Genomic DNA, 15,792 nt, shown 5'->3' on the forward strand with positions numbered 1-15,792 from the left:
CGCGCCTGCATGGGGCAGGCGCGGCGCGCAATCACGAATGCGCGTACAGGTCGTCGGCGGCGTTGCGGGCAGCACGCGACGGCGCCGCGTCGCGATGGGCGGCCGGCGTCGACGCATCGGCCATGTTGTCGTCTTGCGACTTCGACGGGCCGTTCTGGTCCGAACGTGCGACCTGCTCGGCAGCCGCGACGGCGTTCTGTGCGGCGGCGATGTCGTCCGGGTAATGCGCTTCGCTGCCGGCCGGGTTGTAACCGGCCTTCTCGAGACGGATGAGGTCCGCGCGCACTTCGGCACGCGTGAGGCCGTGGCCGGTATCGGCGAACGACAAGGCGGGTGCGACGGCGAGGACGGCAACGGCGAGGATTCGAGCGGCTTTCATGAGGGTTCTCCTTGAACGAAGTTGAGGTGTCGATCACTTGGCATCCGGTGCGAACGTCTGGCACCGAACGTTTTCTGCATGTCGACAGTAGAACCCGCGCACGTATCCGGCATGTTTCCGAAACCGGGGCTTTCTGCATGCCAGTTTTTCAGGAACGGCCGCAGATACAGTGCGATACAAACCCGCTTGCCGGTGCGCTCCGCCGTTCCCCCGCACCACGAAAAAGGCGTGCCTCGCAGGGCACGCCTTTTCGCTTCACACAGCCGTGTCAGGTCACGGCGCGAGCCGCGTGAACACGTAGTCGTGGTTCTTCACCCGCGCCTGATGGCACGCAAAGCACGTCTGATGCTGGCCGATGTCGGCCGGCACGCCGTTGATGAAGCGCCCGAACCCCCAGCCGCCCGTCGAGGCATAGCGGCGCGAGTCCTTCACCATCACCTGCACGGTCGTCGCCTGCCCGGGCACCGTCGCGGGCGGGAACTCGTCGGACTGCTTGCGCTTGTACGCGAGCTTCACGAGGATCGTGCCGTCCGGGAACGGCAGCGTCGCCTGTTCGAGCGCGCGGATCGCGACCGGGTTGCCGAGCACCACGCGCAGCTCGTCGAGCGGTGCGGCCTCTTCGGCCGGCGCGACCATTTCCCACTTCCGGTAGCCGGGCGGAATCGTCACGCCGTAGATCGGCGACGCGGCCGCGGCCGGTTTCGGCTGCTCCGCGAACGCGGCCGGGCCGCTGGCCGACCACGCACCGGCCAGCAGCACGCCTGCGACGAGCACATGGCGCGCACCGCGCCGCCTCACTCCCGCGCGGGCCCGCATCACAGATGCTCCACTTGCAGGATCGCATCGGCGAATGCCTGCGGCGCTTCCTGCGGCAGGTTGTGGCCGATGCCACCGGTGATGGTCCGGTGCTGGTACTTGCCGGTGAACTTCTTCGCGTACGCGGCCGGATCAGGATGCGGCGCGCCGTTCGCATCGCCTTCCATCGTGATCGTCGGCACGGTGATCGCGGGCCCGGCCGCGAGACGCCGCTCGATGTCGTCGTATTGCGCTTCGCCCTTCGCGAGCCCGAGCCGCCAGCGATAGTTGTGGATCACGACAGCCACGTGATCGGGATTCCGGAACGATGCGGCCGAGCGCGCATAAGTCTCGTCGGAGAACTGCCACTTCGGCGACGCAAGTTGCCAGATCAGCTTGTTGAACGCATCGCGATTCTGCGCGTAGCCGAGCTCGCCGCGCTCGGTCGTGAAGTAGAACTGATACCACCACTGGAGTTCGGCCTGCGGCGGCAACGGCTTGGCGTTCGCCGCCTGGCTGCCGATCAGGTAACCGCTCACCGACACCAGCGCCTTCACGCGTTGCGGCCACAGCGCCGCGACGATGTCGGCCGTGCGCGCGCCCCAGTCGTAGCCGCCGAACACCGCGCGGTCGATCTTCAGCGCATCCATCAGCGCAATGATGTCGACGGCCGTCACCGCCTGCTGGCCGTTACGCACGGTGTCGGCCGAGCGGAACGTCGTCGAGCCGTAGCCGCGCAGGTACGGCACGATCACGCGATAGCCGGCCGCGACGAGCAGCGGCGCGACTTCCGCGTAGCTGTAGATGTCGTACGGCCAGCCGTGCAGCAGGAACACGACCGGGCCTTGCTTCGGCCCGAGATCCGCATAACCGACGTTGAGCACGCCCGCGTCGATCTGGTGGATCGTGCCGAGCGACGCGGCGCCGGCCGCGCGCTTCGCCGTCGAGGCATCGGCCGCCGACTGCGCATGCGCCAGCGCGCCGAAGCCGAGGTCGGCCAGGCTCAGGCTCGCCAGCGTCGTGCCCAGGATCAGGCGGCGGCGGGTGTTCACGGTATCAGGCATGACTCGTTCTCCATTGTCGATCGGTAAGGAAAGGCCCGCGGCACGTGCGGGCAATCGGATGTCGCCGTTCGCAGCGGCAGCGCATGGCACCGCGCCGCCGTGTGAATCGCTTCACCGGTTTTATATCCGAACCATCGGGAGGCTTTGTATCTCAACGTATCCGTGTGCGAACACGACACACGGCGATTCAAAAAACGCGAGGAAACGACGCTTCGGCACGGCCGCGCGGCACACGCGGCCCGGTGCGATGCTGCGTCAGAACAGCGTATCTGGCGGACAAGCGGTTTGCGCAGGCGTTGCAGCCCTTGCCTGAAAACGAACACGAGCCGCGCGACAGGCCCCCCGCATTCGTCGTGCAACCCGCTTACACGCGCCGCAACGGCCGGAACCCGGCACGCACTTCACGCGCGAACAATTCCGGCTCCTCCCACGCGGCGAAGTGCCCGCCCTTGTCGACTTCGTTGAAGTAGATCAGGTTGTGATAACTGCGCTCGGCCCAACTGCGCGGCGCCTGGTAGATCTCGCCCGGAAACACCGTGATCGCCGCCGGCAGCGAGATGTCCACCGCGTTGAAGTTGTTCGAGTGATCCTCCCAGTAGATCTGCGCGGCCGACGTCGCGGTGTTCGTCAGCCAGTACAGCGAGATGTCGTCGAGAATCTCGTCGCGCGGAATCGAGCGCTCGGGCACGCCGCCGCTGTACGTCCACTGCGAGATCTTGTCGTACATCCACGCAGCCTGCCCGGACGGCGAATCCGCAAGCGCATAGCCGACCGTCTGCGGACGCGTGACCATCATCGCCGAGTAGCCGCAGTTGTCGCGATAGAACGTCGCGAGCTTCTCGTACGCGGCCTTCTCCTTCGGCGACAGCGAAGCCGGCGCGGGCGCATCGGTCGCGAGCAGCGTCGCGATGTCCGGCGGCACCGTCGCCGGCATGTTGACGTGAATCCCGGCCAGCCCCTGCACGCGCTGCATCGCCATCCGGTGCGAAATCACCGAGCCGCAGTCGCCGCCCTGCGACACGAAGCGCGTATAGCCGAGCCGCGCCATCAATTCGCCCCACGCTCGCGCGATGTGGTCGGAACCCCAGCCGGTCTTCGTCGGCTGCCCCGAAAAACCGAAACCCGGCAGCGACGGCACGACGACGTGGAACGCATCGTCCGCGCTCGCGCCGTGCGCGGTCGGGTCGGTCAGCGGGCCGATCGCCTTCACCAGCTCGAAGATCGACCCGGGCCAGCCGTGCGTCATGATCATCGGCATCGCGTTCTCGTGCCGCGACCGCACGTGAATGAAATGAATGTCGAGCCCGTCGATTTCCGTGATGAACATCGGGAAACCGTTCAGGCGCGCCTCGCCCTTGCGCCAGTCGTAGTCGGTGCCCCAGTAGCGCAGCAGCGCCTGCATGCGCGCGAGCCGCACGCCCTGCGATTCGTCCGCGACGGTCTCGCGGCCCGGCCAGCGGGTCGCGGCGATCCGACGGCGCAGGTCGGCCACGGCTTCATCGGGAATGTGCGCGGTGAACGGGCGTATGCCGCTCGCGCCGGTGGCCGCATGCAGCGCGGTGGGCAGCATCGCCGAGACCCCGGCGGCCACGGAAGTGGCCAGCAGGTGGCGACGCATCGGGGAAAACGGTGTGGAAGACATCGTTCGGCATCTCCTTTCGTGAAGTGGAAAGTGAACATGCCGCGCGCGGGATCGCGCCTTGGCTTTCAATCCGGCGCGCCCCGGCCACGCGGCGTCGCCAATTTGAAAGGTTCGATGTATCCCGGATTTGTCTGATTTGTACGCGTTTGTAGCCGTTGCGCGGCGAGCCAACACGCTTTCGCCGCCGCTCGCCCGTGTGACGCTCAGAGCGCCTTGACGATCGCGCCGTCGACGCGAATGTTCTGCCCGGTGACGTAGCCCGCGCCGTCCGACAGCAGGAACGCGACCGTTTTCGCGATCTCGCCGGTCTTGCCGAAGCGGCCGGCCGGAATGCGCGCGACGATCTCCGGCGTTTCCGGCCAGCTGTCGATGAAGCCCGGCAGCACCGCGTTCATCCGGATGTTCTCGGCCGCATAGCGTTCCGCGTACAGGCGCGTCCAGGCGCTCAGCGCCGCACGCAGCGCCGACGACACGGGCATCGGCTGCTCGGGCGCGTCCGCCGCGAAGCTCGAGATGTTGACCACCGCGCCGCCGCCCTGCTTCTGGAAGATCGGCGTCACGCGGCGCATCACGCGCACCACGTTCAGCAGGATCAGGTCGAGCCCCGCGTGCCAGTTGTCGTCGGTGATCGCCAGCAGCTCGCCCTTCGGCGGATGGCCGGTGTTGTTCACGACCGCGTCGATCCGCCCGTAACGCGCGACCGTTTCTTGCACGAGCCGGTCGATATCGGCTTCTTCCGTCACCGAGCCCTTGATGCCGAAGCCGCCCAGTTCCTCGCCGAGCGCCACCGCGCTGCCCGACGGCGACATCAGCGCGACGCGGTAGCCGGTCGCCGCCAGTTCCCGCGCGATCGCCGCGCCCATGCCCTTGCCCGCCGCCGTGATCAACGCTATTTTTTCTACAGTCACGATCCGCTCCTCGTTCCGATGCTGCCGCCGCGCAGCCGCCATTCGGCGCGCCATGGTGGTAATGTAGGCGCATCGATTCCGACTGTCGAACCAGTATTTCTGCCGACAGCCGATAGTTTTTCTACAGCCTGACAATGCCGCCACGCCCTTCCCGCCTGCCCCCGCTGAATGCGCTTCGTGCGTTCGAAGTGTCGGCGCGGCACCTCAATTTCCGCGCCGCCGCCGATGAGATCGGCGTCACGCAGGGCGCCGTCGCGCAGCAGGTGCGCCACCTCGAGGACGTGCTCGGCCTGAAGCTGTTCGAGCGCCTGCCGCGCGGCCTCGCGCTCACGCACGACGGCGCCGCGTATTTCTCCGACGTGCAGCGCGCGTTGCACGCGATCGCCGACGCGACCGACAAGCTCGTGAAACGGCGCGCCGCGCTGACGATCAGCACGACGCCGTCGTTCGCGTCGAAGTGGCTGATCCCGCGGCTCGCGCTGTTCACCGACGCGCATCCCGACTACGACGTGCGCGTGATCGCCGACCCGCAGATCGCGACGTTTCGCCACGACGGCGTCGATCTCGCCATCCGCTACGGCAAGCCGCCGTTCGGCAAGCATCTCGCCACCCATGCGCTGTTCCCGCTCGACGTGCATGCGGTATGCAGCCCTTCGGTGCTGAGCGCGCCGGCTTCGCCGCGTGCGCTCGCCGGCCAGGTACTGCTGCACGACGCGCACGACCTGTGGCCCGAGTTCCTCGCGGCGATGCCCGAACCGGTCGACGTCGATCCGCACAAGGGGCTGCGCTTCAACCAGACGTCGCTCGCGATCGATGCGGCCGTCGCCGGCCAGGGCATCGCGCTCGCGACCGAGCCGCTCGTCGAGCGCGACATCGCCGCCGGACGGCTGTGCAAGCCGTTCGACTTCGCGTTTCCGCTGTCGGTGGGGTTCTATCTCGTGTATCCGGCCGAACGCCGCGACGACGACGCGATCGCGGTGATGCGCGAATGGATGGTCCGGGCCGCGTCGGACGGGCGGACTTGAACGGCTCGAGCGCGCCGGGTTCGCGTCAGGGCGCGATCCAGCGGGCGTCGTAGCCGCTTTCGTTCAGGTCGAATACCGCTCGACGATGGCCCGCGCGCGCGAGTTCGAGCCAGTCGATGCGCGTGACCGTCATGTGGATCAGGCAGAAGTTTTCGTAGCCGTCGCCGGTGGGTGCGGCGCCGCCGACATGCGCGACTTCGGGCGACGCGACCGGCGTACCGGGCGGCAACGGAGCGCGATACAGCAGCAACGTATGCGGGCGGCTCGCTTCCCAGATCGCACGCCGTTGCGCTTCGTCTTCGCAGATCGACGCAACGCCTTCCGCGCGAATCTGCACGAGTGCGTCGAGATCGTTGGCGACGATCGAGATACACGGATCGCGACGCAACTCCGCGACCTTCGCCGAACGCGCATCGGTATGAAACGACAGCACGCGCTCGGTGCGATTCACCTGACGCAATACGATCGTCCGGACCTTCGGCGCGCCATCGAGGCCGAGCGTCGCCGCCTGCAACATCGTGAACGGCGAGCGCTGCACGCGCACGCCGGATTCGAGGCAGGACCACAGGCGGTCGTAGGTTTGCGCGAGCGATTCGGAGGTCGAGTCGGACATGAGGCGGCGGCGATCGTCGGTGTTTCGATCGCGCAAGCTTAACCGTTTGTTTCGGCGACGGCTCGCATGCGATGCGCCGCCGCCCGTGCGGCGCTCAGTTGTAGCCGAGCACGACCTGCGCCGCATCGCCGGCATCGCTCGCAGGCTCCGCGCCGAAGCGGCCGAGCACGTCGGCCACATATTGCGGCCCCGCGCTGATCTGCGACGAGCGGTGCTTCGCCGGCCGCTTGTCGCCGGCGCCCGATGCTGCTGCGCCCGTCGATACCGTTTCGTCGATGGTGACCGTCATGTCGATGTCTCCTTACGCGGCGAGCGCCGCACCATACGCGCGCACGAGGCGCGCGACGCCTTCCCGGATCGCATCGACGTCCGGCGCGGCGAACGACAGGCGCAGCGACGCTGCGTCGACGTTGTCCGCGAAGAACGCCTTGCCGGGCACGAACACGATCTTGTTGGCGATCGCCTGTTGCAGGAGCACGTCCGACGGCACCGCGCCGAGCCGCGCCCACACGAACATCCCGCCTTCGGGACGATGGAATTCGATCGCATCGCCGAAACCGTCGCGCAGCGCGTCGCACATCGCGTCGCATTTGCGCCGGTACGCGGCCGTGATGCGCGGCAGATGGCGTTCGAGCGCGCCGTCGGCCAGGTATTCGGCGGCGGCGGCCTGCGTCCACGGCGCGCTGCACAGATCGACCGTCTGCTTCGCGATCACGCAGCGCCGCGCGATTTCGGCCGGCGCGATCGTCCAGCCCACGCGCAATCCCGGCGCGACGATCTTCGACAGGCTCGCGAAATGCACGAGCCAGTCGCGCGCGCCGTCCACTTCGCCGGCCAGCGCGAGCATCGACGGCACGGCTTCGCCCGCGAAACGCAGGTCGCCGTATGGATCGTCCTCGACGATCAGGAAACGGTATTGCACCGCGAGACGCAGCAGCTTCAGCCGGCGTTCGCGTGTGAGCGTCGCACCCGTCGGGTTCGCGAAGGTCGGGACCGTGTAGAGCAGCTTCGGCTGCGCGATCGCGCCGGACGCGAGCTGTTCGCCGAGACGATCGACGTCGAGCCCTTCGCCGTCGACGGGGATCGTCACGATGCGCGCCTGTTGCAAACGCATCGCCTGCAGCGTGGCCGGGTATGCCGGTTGTTCGGTCAGCACGACGTCGCTGGGCGACACCATCACGCGCAGCAGCAGGTCGAGGCCTTGCTGCGAGCCGGTCGTGACGAGCAGTTCGGCCGACGTGCAGGCGACGCCGCGACGCGCCATCAGCGCGATCAGTTGCTGCTTCAGTTCGGCAAGGCCGTCGGTCGGGCCGTATTGCAGGCAGCGGACGGGCTGCGCGTACGCGCGTTCGGCGGCCGCATTCAGGCCGTCGATGTCGAACAGGTCGCTGGCCGGGTAACCGCCCGCGAAGGAAATCATGCCCGGTTCGGACAGGTACTTGAACAACTCGCGGATCGGCGAGCCGGCGGGATTTTGGAATGAGGGCGTGAACGCGTACATGTCGTCGTGAGCGGGTGGGCGCGGACGGCCGGGATAGCCGTCGCGTGCCGGCCACCGCGGCGCTTCTGGCGCCGCGGCGGTGAATTCGAGCCACGATTGTCGATAGTCATTAAGGGCTCGGCAAACGATATCTATGCACTAGGTCTTGCGGTTTGGTCATCAAATGGGGGAAGCGGGACGCGGTTCGATGCGGGGTTCGGACGCTGCCCAACCCGCCGATCAATCACCCACCCACACCCCGATTAGCCTCGATCACCGTCAAAGCAGCCATATTCACGATCCGCCGCACGGTTGCGCTGGACGTCAGGATGTTCACGGGCGCGTTCACGCCCAACAGGAACGGCCCCACCGCCACATTGCTCCCCGCCTCGGTCTTGAGCAGGTTGTATGCGATGTTGCCGGCATCCACGTTCGGACAAACCAACAGATTCGCCGCCCCTTTCAACGGCGACATCGGCAGCAGCTTCGCCCGCAGCCCTTCATCGAGCGCACAGTCGCCATGCATCTCGCCATCCGCCTCGATATCCGGCGCCCGTTCCCGCACGATCTCCAGCGCCCGGCGCATCTTCACGCCCGAAGCCGCACTCCCCGACCCGAAATTCGACCGCGACAGCAGCGCAACCTTCGGCGTCAGATTCAGCCATTCCATCTGCCGCGCCGCCGCGATCGTGAATTCAGCGATCTGCTCCGCATCGGGGTTGTCGTTCACGTGCGTATCCACCAGCGCGACCGTCCGCTGATCGAGCAACAGGATGTTCATCGCCGCGTAGGTCGACGCCCCCGGCTTCTTGCCGATCACTTCGTCCACGAACCGCAGGTGATTGTGATACTCGCCCACCGTCCCGCAGATCATCCCGTCCGCATCGCCGAGCTGCACCATCATCGCGCCGATCAGCGTCAGGCGGCGGCGCATTTCCACGCGCGCCATTTCCTTCGAAATACCGTCGCGGCACCGCAGTTCCCAGTACTTCGTCCAGTACTGCGGGAAGCGCTCGTCGTATTCCGGATTGGTCACTTCGACGTCCTGACCGAGACGCAAGCGCAGGCCAAATCGCTCGATGCGCGCGAGCAGCACCTCCGGACGCCCGACCAGAATCGGCCGCGCAAGCTTCTCGTCGACGATCACCTGCACCGCACGCAGCACCCGCTCGTCCTCGCCTTCGGTGAACACGATCCGCGCCTTGCCGCCGTCGCGCACGAGCTGACGCGCGGTCGCGAACAGCGGCTTCATGAACGCGCCCGAGTGATAGACGAATTGCTGCAACTGCTCGACGTACGCATCGAGATTCGCGAGCGGACGCGTCGCCACGCCGCCTTCCATCGCCGCCTTCGCCACCGCCGGCGCGATCCGCACGATCAGGCGCGGGTCGAACGGCTTCGGAATCAGGTATTGCGCGCCGAACGACACGCCGTATGCCCCGTAGGCCGCCGCGACGACTTCGTTCTGCTCTTCCTCGGCCAGCCCCGCGATCGCGTGCACCGCGGCGATCTCCATCTCGCGCGTGATCGTCTTCGCACCCACGTCCAGCGCCCCGCGGAAAATGTACGGGAAACACAGGACGTTGTTGACCTGGTTCGGGTAGTCCGAGCGGCCCGTCGCGATGACGACGTCGTCGCGCGTCTCATGCGCCAGTTCCGGGAAGATTTCCGGCGTCGGGTTGGCCAGCGCGAGAATCAGCGGGCGCGCCGCCATTTCCTTCAGCATCTCCGCCGTGAGAATGCCGCCCACCGACAGCCCCAGGAACACATCCGCGCCGCCGATCACTTCGGCGAGCTTGCGCGCATCGGTTTCCTGCGCGAAGCGCGACTTGGCCGGATCCATCAACGTGGTACGGCCGCGATAGACGACGCCTTCGATGTCGGTCACCCAGACGTTTTCCACCGGCAGCCCGAGGTCGACCAGCAGATCCAGGCACGCCAGCGCGGCGGCACCGGCGCCCGACGTCACGACCTTCACTTCCTTGATGGACTTCCCGACGACCTTCAGCCCGTTGATGAACGCGGCGGAAACGGTAATGGCCGTGCCGTGCTGATCGTCGTGGAAGACGGGAATCTTCATGCGTTCGCGCAGCTTCTGCTCGACGGTGAAGCATTCCGGTGCCTTGATGTCCTCGAGGTTGATGCCGCCGAACGTGGGTTCGAGGCCGGCAATGATGTCGACCAGCTTGTCCGGATCGGTCTCGTTGATCTCGATGTCGAACACGTCGATCCCGGCGAACTTCTTGAACAGGACGGCCTTGCCCTCCATCACCGGCTTCGACGCGAGCGGGCCGATGTTGCCGAGGCCAAGCACGGCGGTGCCGTTCGTGATCACGCCGACGAGGTTGCCGCGGCTCGTGAAGCGGTGCGCCTGCAGCGGATCGGCGGCGATCGACTCGCACACGCTCGCCACGCCGGGCGTATAGGCCAGCGCCAGATCGCGCTGGGTCACCAGCGGCTTGCTCGCTACCACCGAGATTTTCCCGGGGGTCGGAAACTCGTGATAGTCGAACGCGGCCTGCTGCTGTGTCTCTGTCTGTTTCATGTTGTGGTCCCGGCGTGGGCGCCAGGCCAGTCCCGGCGCGATCCATGAAGGGATTCTAGGGATCCGCCATAACGTGATGATTCTGTTTTAATATCGGTCCATCACTTTTTTCTTATGAATGCATGACCAGTCAATGAATTTTGACGCGAACGACGTGGTCAGGCGGCTCGGCGCTCGTCTGAAGATTCGGCATCTGGTGCTGTTGTTGCAGATCCAGCAGCACGGATCGCTGACGCGCGTCGCCGAGCACATGGCGAGCAGCCAGCCGGCCGTGACGAACGCGCTGTCCGAGCTGGAGAGCATGTTCGGCACGCCGCTGTTCGAGCGCTCGTCGCGCGGCATGCGGCCCACCGCGCTCGGCGCGGTCGTGCTCGAACGGGCGAAGGCGATGATCAAGGATCTCGACCACCTCGCCCGCGAGATGGAGGCCGTCGCCGCCGGGCATGCGGCCCATCTGCACATCGGCGTGATTCCGTTCATCTCCGGCCAGATGCTGTCGGCGGCGCTGAAACGGCTGCAAGCGCGCATGGAGCGGCGCCTGACCGTGACGATTCACGAAGGCACCAGCGATCAGTTGCTGCTGCAACTCCGGGATCACAGTGTCGACATCGTGATCGGGCGCGCGTCGTCGGCGATCGATCTCGGGCAGGTTTCGTTTGAGGTGCTGTACCAGCAGCAGCCGCGCGTGATCGCGAGCCGGCGGCTGGCGGCGAAGCTCGCCCGCACGCCGCTGGACTGGCACAAGCTGCACGCGCTCGACTGGATTCTCGGCGCGCCGCATACGCCGATGCGCGAACAGGTGACCGACCTGTTCCTGTCGGCCGGCATCGCGCCGCCCGTGCCGATCGTCGAAAGCTACTCGTCGAAGCTGATCGGCGAAATGATCGCGTCGAGCGACGAGGCCGTGTCGATCGTGCCGGCCGATATCGCGGAAGAACTCGTGCGGATCGCCGGCGTGGCGATCGTGCCTTATTCGCTGGTGTGGACGCTGCCGCCCATCGCGCTGTTCACGCGCGCCGCCGATTCGCAATCGCCCGCGCGCGATCTGCTCGTCGACGCGCTACGCGGGGTGTGCAAGGAGACGTACGGGGACGCGCAGCGATAACGCGCTACTTGCCGACGGCGAGGCGGCGTAGGATTTCCGGACGCTCGGCGCTCGGCACGTGATCGGCCCCCTCGCCCCTGTCGTAGCGTTTGCTCGTACGGTAAGAAAAGCGCTTCGCGTATTGATGGGCGGCGGAGCCCTTTCATCGAATCATACGGGGCGGAATATTGCATACCGGTCGCCTTCCAGTTTCTCCATGTACCGGTAGTCATGAAGCGTCAGATCGACCGGCTGGAGCAATTTTTCATCGCCGGCTTCCTGTTCATCGTGGGCGCGCGTATTGAACAGACTCGACGCGTTGGAGGAGTTCACGAGTGCATCAAGCCCCATCGCATTCCAGTCGAGATGCCCTCGCAGCAGATAAAAATGCATGATTCCGCATTGCTGATGGGCCCAAAAATCATGCCACATGAATGAATCGGGGCGCCACACGGAATTATGACTCTCGAAATACGACGCCCCTCTCATTGGCATGCATTCAGGCGTCGAGATGATGATGTATCGCGCCCGGTAGTTCAGGAACTCCAGCAAGTCGCGGCCCTGCGAATGGCGCATGTGCTCGATGACGTCCCCGAGGATCACCGTATCGTACACATCCGCTGATCGTTCATAGAGCGTGTCGCTCACCCCGGCGATGATGTCGTCGTATCCATTCTCGATCAGGATCGGATGGGTCTCCACGTCGCATTCCAGCGCCGTGAAATGACAATTCGGCACGACCTTCTTGAGCAGGCGCCCGTATTTGCCGCCTCCGGCGCCGATATCCAGTATTTTCGCCGGGTTGATGAGCTTGATCAGATGCTGAGTGATTCGATCAAAGGTGGGCCACGAATATCCGATCTGCTCCAATTCAACCCCCTGAAGATTGCCGCGGAAGAGCCGGCCTTTTGCCTGCGTGGCAGAGCCGCGGCGACGCGGCTTCGAACGACGAAGCACATTCGCGAACGCGCGACGTTCAATCGCGTAACCCACGCTCTACGGATGAAAAGTCTCGCCCCGCTTCAGCATGTCGATGAATTCCGCGATCTTGCGCGCCCTTGTTTCGGGCTTCTTCGCGTTCTGGATTCGAAACAGGATCGCATAGCGATTACGGCTGTTCAGCGTCGCGAAAAACTTCCCTGCTTTCGGATTGGCGTCCAAAGCCGCCTGCAGGTCGTCCGGCACGATCGAATTGCTCGCCGACGTATAAGCCGCCTCCCAGCGGCCGTCCTTCCTCGCCCTTTCGATTTCGCCCATGCCGGCCGCGCGCATTCTGCCCGAGGCGATCAGCGCTTCGGCCTTGTCCTTGTTGAGTTTGGACCAGATGCTTTTCGCCGAGCGCGGGGTGAAACGTTGCAGCCAGTATTGCTCGCTCTCGGCCTTCTTTTGGCCATCGATCCAGCCGTGGCAGAGCGCGCTTTCCACCGCTTCTTCATAGGTGACGGTTCGCTGCCCCGCGCCTTTTTTCGCGAGCCGCAGCCATGCTCCGGTCGACGTGCCGCCGTTTTTCCCCAACCAGCTTTCCCATTCGGCCTGACTGGCAAATGTCAGCGCGCATTCGGTCATGTCACGATCCTGAATCGTTGAGTTTGCAACGATTCGGAAGCCACCGATCGACAAACGAGCGGCGGCCACCGAAGCAACTCATTCCGCACGACCGCGTCAAAGAATCCGGTTCAACGCATCGGCAAACCGCTTCACCGCGCCATCGACATCGTGCAGTTTGTCAAGACCGAACAACCCGAGCCGGAAGGTCTTGAAATCCGCCGGCTCGTCGCATTGCAACGGCACCCCCGCCGCGATCTGCAAACCGACGTCGGCAAACTTCTTCCCGGTACGAATACCGTCATCGTCCGTGTAACTGACCACGACACCCGGCGCCTCGAACCCTGGCGCGGCCACACTCCTGAACCCCTTCTCCGTCAGCAGCGCACGAATGCGCTCGCCGAGTTCGAGCTGTTCCGCCTTCACCTTGTCGAAACCGTATGCGTCGGTTTCCTTCATCACGTCGCGCAGCGTCGTGAGGCTGTCCGTGGGCATCGTCGCGTGATACGCGAAGCCGCCGCCCTCGTATGCTTCCATGATCTGCAGCCACTTGCGCAGGTCGCACGCGAAGCTGGTGCTGGTCGTCGAATCGATGCGCTCGCGCGCGAGCGGGCTCAACATGACCATCGCGCAACACGGCGATGCACTCCAGCCCTTTTGCGGCGCGCTGATCAGGATATCGACGCCGCTCGCCTGCATGTCGACCCACACGGTGCCCGACGCGATGCAATCCAGCACGAACATGCCGCCGACCGCATGCACGGCATCGGCCACCGCGCGCAGGTACGCATCGGACAGCATCATGCCGGAGGCGGTTTCGACGTGCGGTGCGAACACGAGATCGGGTTTGTTTTCCCTGATCGCGGCGACCACTTCGTCGATCGGCGCCGGCGCAAAGGCGGCCTGCCTGCCTGCCTCGACCGGACGCGCCTTCAGCACCGTCGTTTCGGACGGAATACTGCCCATGTCGAAAATCTGCGACCAGCGGAAGCTGAACCAGCCGTTGCGGATGACGAGGCACTTCCTGTTCGTCGCGAACTGTCGCGCCACGGCTTCCATGCCGAACGTCCCGCTGCCCGGGACGATCGCGACCGACTTCGCGTTGTAGACTTTTTTCAGCGTGGCGGAGATGTCGCGCATGACGCCCTGGAAGCGCTGCGACATATGGTTGACCGAGCGATCGGTGTACACCACCGAATATTCGAGGAGCCCCTCGCGGTCAACATCGGGAAGTAAACCTGGCATGCTCGCCTCCGGTGAAAGATGAACGATGGAATCAGGACGAGCAGCGTCTTCGATTCGATACTGCTCCGCACCCATGCAAATGCGTCATTTCCTCGACGAAAGCAGATTCTAACGAACGCGACCGGCCGATTGGCGCATATTTTGTCTGCCGCGGGGCCCGGTGTTCGTCGACGCCGGCCCATGCCGCGCACATCGCCCCGCTCCGTGTAAGGGTTAACGACGCGTGCGGCAAGCGTCCCATAACATGTCGACCAGACCCTTCACGACGGAAATTTCGATGACCTCCTCTCCCGCATCGTCACAGCAGTCGTCAACCGATCCCGCGCTCGCCGAGCGCATCGACGCGGTCCTGTCCCGCCAGCTCGACACGCAGCGCCTCGTCGGCGCGGTCGTCCTCGTCGCCCGCGACGGCGAACTCGTCTATCGCCGCGCGGCCGGGCTCGCGGACCGCGAATCGGGTACGCCGATGCGCGAGGACACGCTGTTCCGGCTCGCGTCGGTGACGAAGCCGATCGTGTCGGCGGCCGCGATGGCGCTCGTCGCACAACGCAAGCTGTCGCTCGACGAAGACGTCGCGCGCTGGCTGCCCGCGTTCCGGCCGGCACTGCCCGACGGCCGCGTGCCGACGATCACGGTGCGCCAGTTGCTCGTGCATACCGCCGGTCTCGACTATCGCTTCAACGAAACCGACGCAAACGGTCCCTATGCGCGCGCAGGTGTCTCCGACGGGCTCGATGGCGCATCGATCACGCTCGCCGAAAACCTGCGCCGGATCGCCAGCGTGCCGCTGCTGTTCGCGCCCGGCACCGGCTGGAACTATTCGCTGTCGATCGACGTCGTCGGCGCGCTGATCGAAGCCGTCTGCGGCGTGCCGCTCGCCGATGCGATCGATGCGCTCGTGCTGCGCCCGCTCGGCGCGCGTGACACGGGCTTCGTCGCACGCGATCCGGCGCGGCTCGCCACGCCGTACGTCAACGACACGCCGCGGCCGCACCGGCTCGCCGAGAACGAGACGGTGCCCATCGTCGACGGGTTCGTCGGCGTCACGTATTCGCCGTCGCGCGCGCTGAATGCACACGCGTTCGCATCGGGCGGCGCCGGGATGGTCGGCAGCGCCGGCGACGTGTTGACGGTGCTGGACACGCTGCGCGCAGGCGGCGGCGCGATCCTGCCCGCCGAACTGGTCGACGAGATGGGCCGCGTACAGACCGGCGATCTCGAATTGCCGGACCTGCCGGGCGCGGGCTTCGGAATCGGCTTCTCGGTGCTGCACGATCCGCAGGCGGCTGCGTCACCGGAATCGGTCGGCACCTGGCGCTGGGGCGGCGTCTACGGTCATTCGTGGTTCGTCGACCGCGCACGCGGGCTCACCGTCGTGTCGCTGTCGAACACGCTCTACGAAGGCATGAACGGGCAGTACACGCTCGATCTGCGGGACGCCGTCTACGGCGCGGGATAACCGGCCCG

General features: G+C 65.8%; 15 protein-coding genes. 3 read left to right on the forward strand and 12 right to left on the reverse strand.

Annotated elements, in window-relative coordinates; all coding sequences use genetic code 11:
* Window positions 1-31: 31 nt before the first annotated feature.
* From C4B30_RS29245 to C4B30_RS29275, 5 genes are all read right to left on the reverse strand, one after another.
* Window positions 32-379 carry a DUF4148 domain-containing protein gene (locus C4B30_RS29245; protein ID WP_105133313.1) on the reverse strand — a complete coding sequence of 116 codons (348 nt, stop codon included), beginning with the start codon at window positions 377-379 and terminating at the stop codon, window positions 32-34.
* 273 nt (window positions 380-652) lie between these two features.
* Window positions 653-1,195, reverse strand: a complete 543-nt coding sequence (locus tag C4B30_RS29250; RefSeq protein ID WP_027782261.1) for a cytochrome P460 family protein — start codon at window positions 1,193-1,195, stop codon at window positions 653-655.
* The gene (locus tag C4B30_RS29255) at window positions 1,195-2,238 is read right to left on the reverse strand and encodes an alpha/beta fold hydrolase (protein ID WP_105133314.1); all 1,044 of its coding nucleotides are present in this window, start codon (window positions 2,236-2,238) and stop codon (window positions 1,195-1,197) included. Before C4B30_RS29255 ends, C4B30_RS29250 begins: the two co-directional genes overlap by 1 nt.
* 364 nt (window positions 2,239-2,602) lie before the next feature.
* On the reverse strand, window positions 2,603-3,880 hold the full coding sequence (locus C4B30_RS29265) for an epoxide hydrolase family protein (protein WP_027782259.1): 1,278 nt from the start codon (window positions 3,878-3,880) through the stop codon (window positions 2,603-2,605).
* A gap of 203 nt (window positions 3,881-4,083) precedes the next feature.
* Window positions 4,084-4,788 carry an SDR family oxidoreductase gene (locus C4B30_RS29275; protein WP_105133341.1) on the reverse strand — a complete coding sequence of 235 codons (705 nt, stop codon included), beginning with the start codon at window positions 4,786-4,788 and terminating at the stop codon, window positions 4,084-4,086.
* Window positions 4,789-4,922: 134 nt separating this feature from the next.
* On the opposite strand from C4B30_RS29275, the gene gcvA reads away from it, so the two are divergent.
* A complete protein-coding gene (gene gcvA, locus C4B30_RS29280) occupies window positions 4,923-5,813 on the forward strand; it encodes a transcriptional regulator GcvA (protein ID WP_105133316.1) in 891 nt (296 codons plus the stop codon).
* A 25-nt stretch (window positions 5,814-5,838) separates the two neighbouring features.
* Here the strand turns inward: gcvA and C4B30_RS29285 are convergent, their stop codons facing one another.
* The 4 genes from C4B30_RS29285 to C4B30_RS29300 form a co-directional block, all read right to left on the reverse strand.
* Complete coding sequence (locus tag C4B30_RS29285; RefSeq protein WP_105133342.1) at window positions 5,839-6,426, reverse strand: pyridoxamine 5'-phosphate oxidase family protein; 588 nt, start codon at window positions 6,424-6,426, stop codon at window positions 5,839-5,841.
* A 94-nt stretch (window positions 6,427-6,520) separates the two neighbouring features.
* The gene (locus C4B30_RS29290; protein ID WP_105133317.1) at window positions 6,521-6,715 is read right to left on the reverse strand and encodes a hypothetical protein; all 195 of its coding nucleotides are present in this window, start codon (window positions 6,713-6,715) and stop codon (window positions 6,521-6,523) included.
* A gap of 12 nt (window positions 6,716-6,727) precedes the next feature.
* Entirely contained in the window at window positions 6,728-7,927 is a 1,200-nt protein-coding gene (locus tag C4B30_RS29295; protein WP_105133318.1) for an aminotransferase-like domain-containing protein, read from the reverse strand.
* Window positions 7,928-8,150: 223 nt separating this feature from the next.
* Window positions 8,151-10,451: an NADP-dependent malic enzyme gene (locus C4B30_RS29300; protein WP_105133319.1), complete on the reverse strand. Its 2,301-nt coding sequence runs from the start codon at window positions 10,449-10,451 to the stop codon at window positions 8,151-8,153.
* A gap of 133 nt (window positions 10,452-10,584) precedes the next feature.
* On the opposite strand from C4B30_RS29300, the gene C4B30_RS29305 reads away from it, so the two are divergent.
* Window positions 10,585-11,556, forward strand: a complete 972-nt coding sequence (locus C4B30_RS29305; RefSeq protein WP_027782250.1) for a LysR substrate-binding domain-containing protein — start codon at window positions 10,585-10,587, stop codon at window positions 11,554-11,556.
* A 150-nt stretch (window positions 11,557-11,706) separates the two neighbouring features.
* Here C4B30_RS29305 and C4B30_RS29310 read toward each other — a convergent pair whose 3' ends face one another.
* From C4B30_RS29310 to C4B30_RS29320, 3 genes are all read right to left on the reverse strand, one after another.
* Window positions 11,707-12,528, reverse strand: a complete 822-nt coding sequence (locus tag C4B30_RS29310; protein ID WP_158683546.1) for a hypothetical protein — start codon at window positions 12,526-12,528, stop codon at window positions 11,707-11,709.
* A 3-nt stretch (window positions 12,529-12,531) separates the two neighbouring features.
* Window positions 12,532-13,101 carry a YdeI/OmpD-associated family protein gene (locus tag C4B30_RS29315; RefSeq protein WP_105133321.1) on the reverse strand — a complete coding sequence of 190 codons (570 nt, stop codon included), beginning with the start codon at window positions 13,099-13,101 and terminating at the stop codon, window positions 12,532-12,534.
* 96 nt (window positions 13,102-13,197) lie between these two features.
* Window positions 13,198-14,325 carry an aminotransferase class V-fold PLP-dependent enzyme gene (locus tag C4B30_RS29320; RefSeq protein ID WP_105133322.1) on the reverse strand — a complete coding sequence of 376 codons (1,128 nt, stop codon included), beginning with the start codon at window positions 14,323-14,325 and terminating at the stop codon, window positions 13,198-13,200.
* Window positions 14,326-14,602: 277 nt separating this feature from the next.
* On the opposite strand from C4B30_RS29320, the gene C4B30_RS29325 reads away from it, so the two are divergent.
* Window positions 14,603-15,784 (forward strand): serine hydrolase domain-containing protein, encoded by a 1,182-nt coding sequence (locus C4B30_RS29325; RefSeq protein ID WP_105133323.1) that lies wholly within the window; start codon window positions 14,603-14,605, stop codon window positions 15,782-15,784.
* Window positions 15,785-15,792: the final 8 nt, after the last annotated feature.

The sequence above is a fragment of the Burkholderia sp. BE12 genome (assembly GCF_002959955.1).
Classification (GTDB): Bacteria; Pseudomonadota; Gammaproteobacteria; order Burkholderiales; family Burkholderiaceae; genus Burkholderia.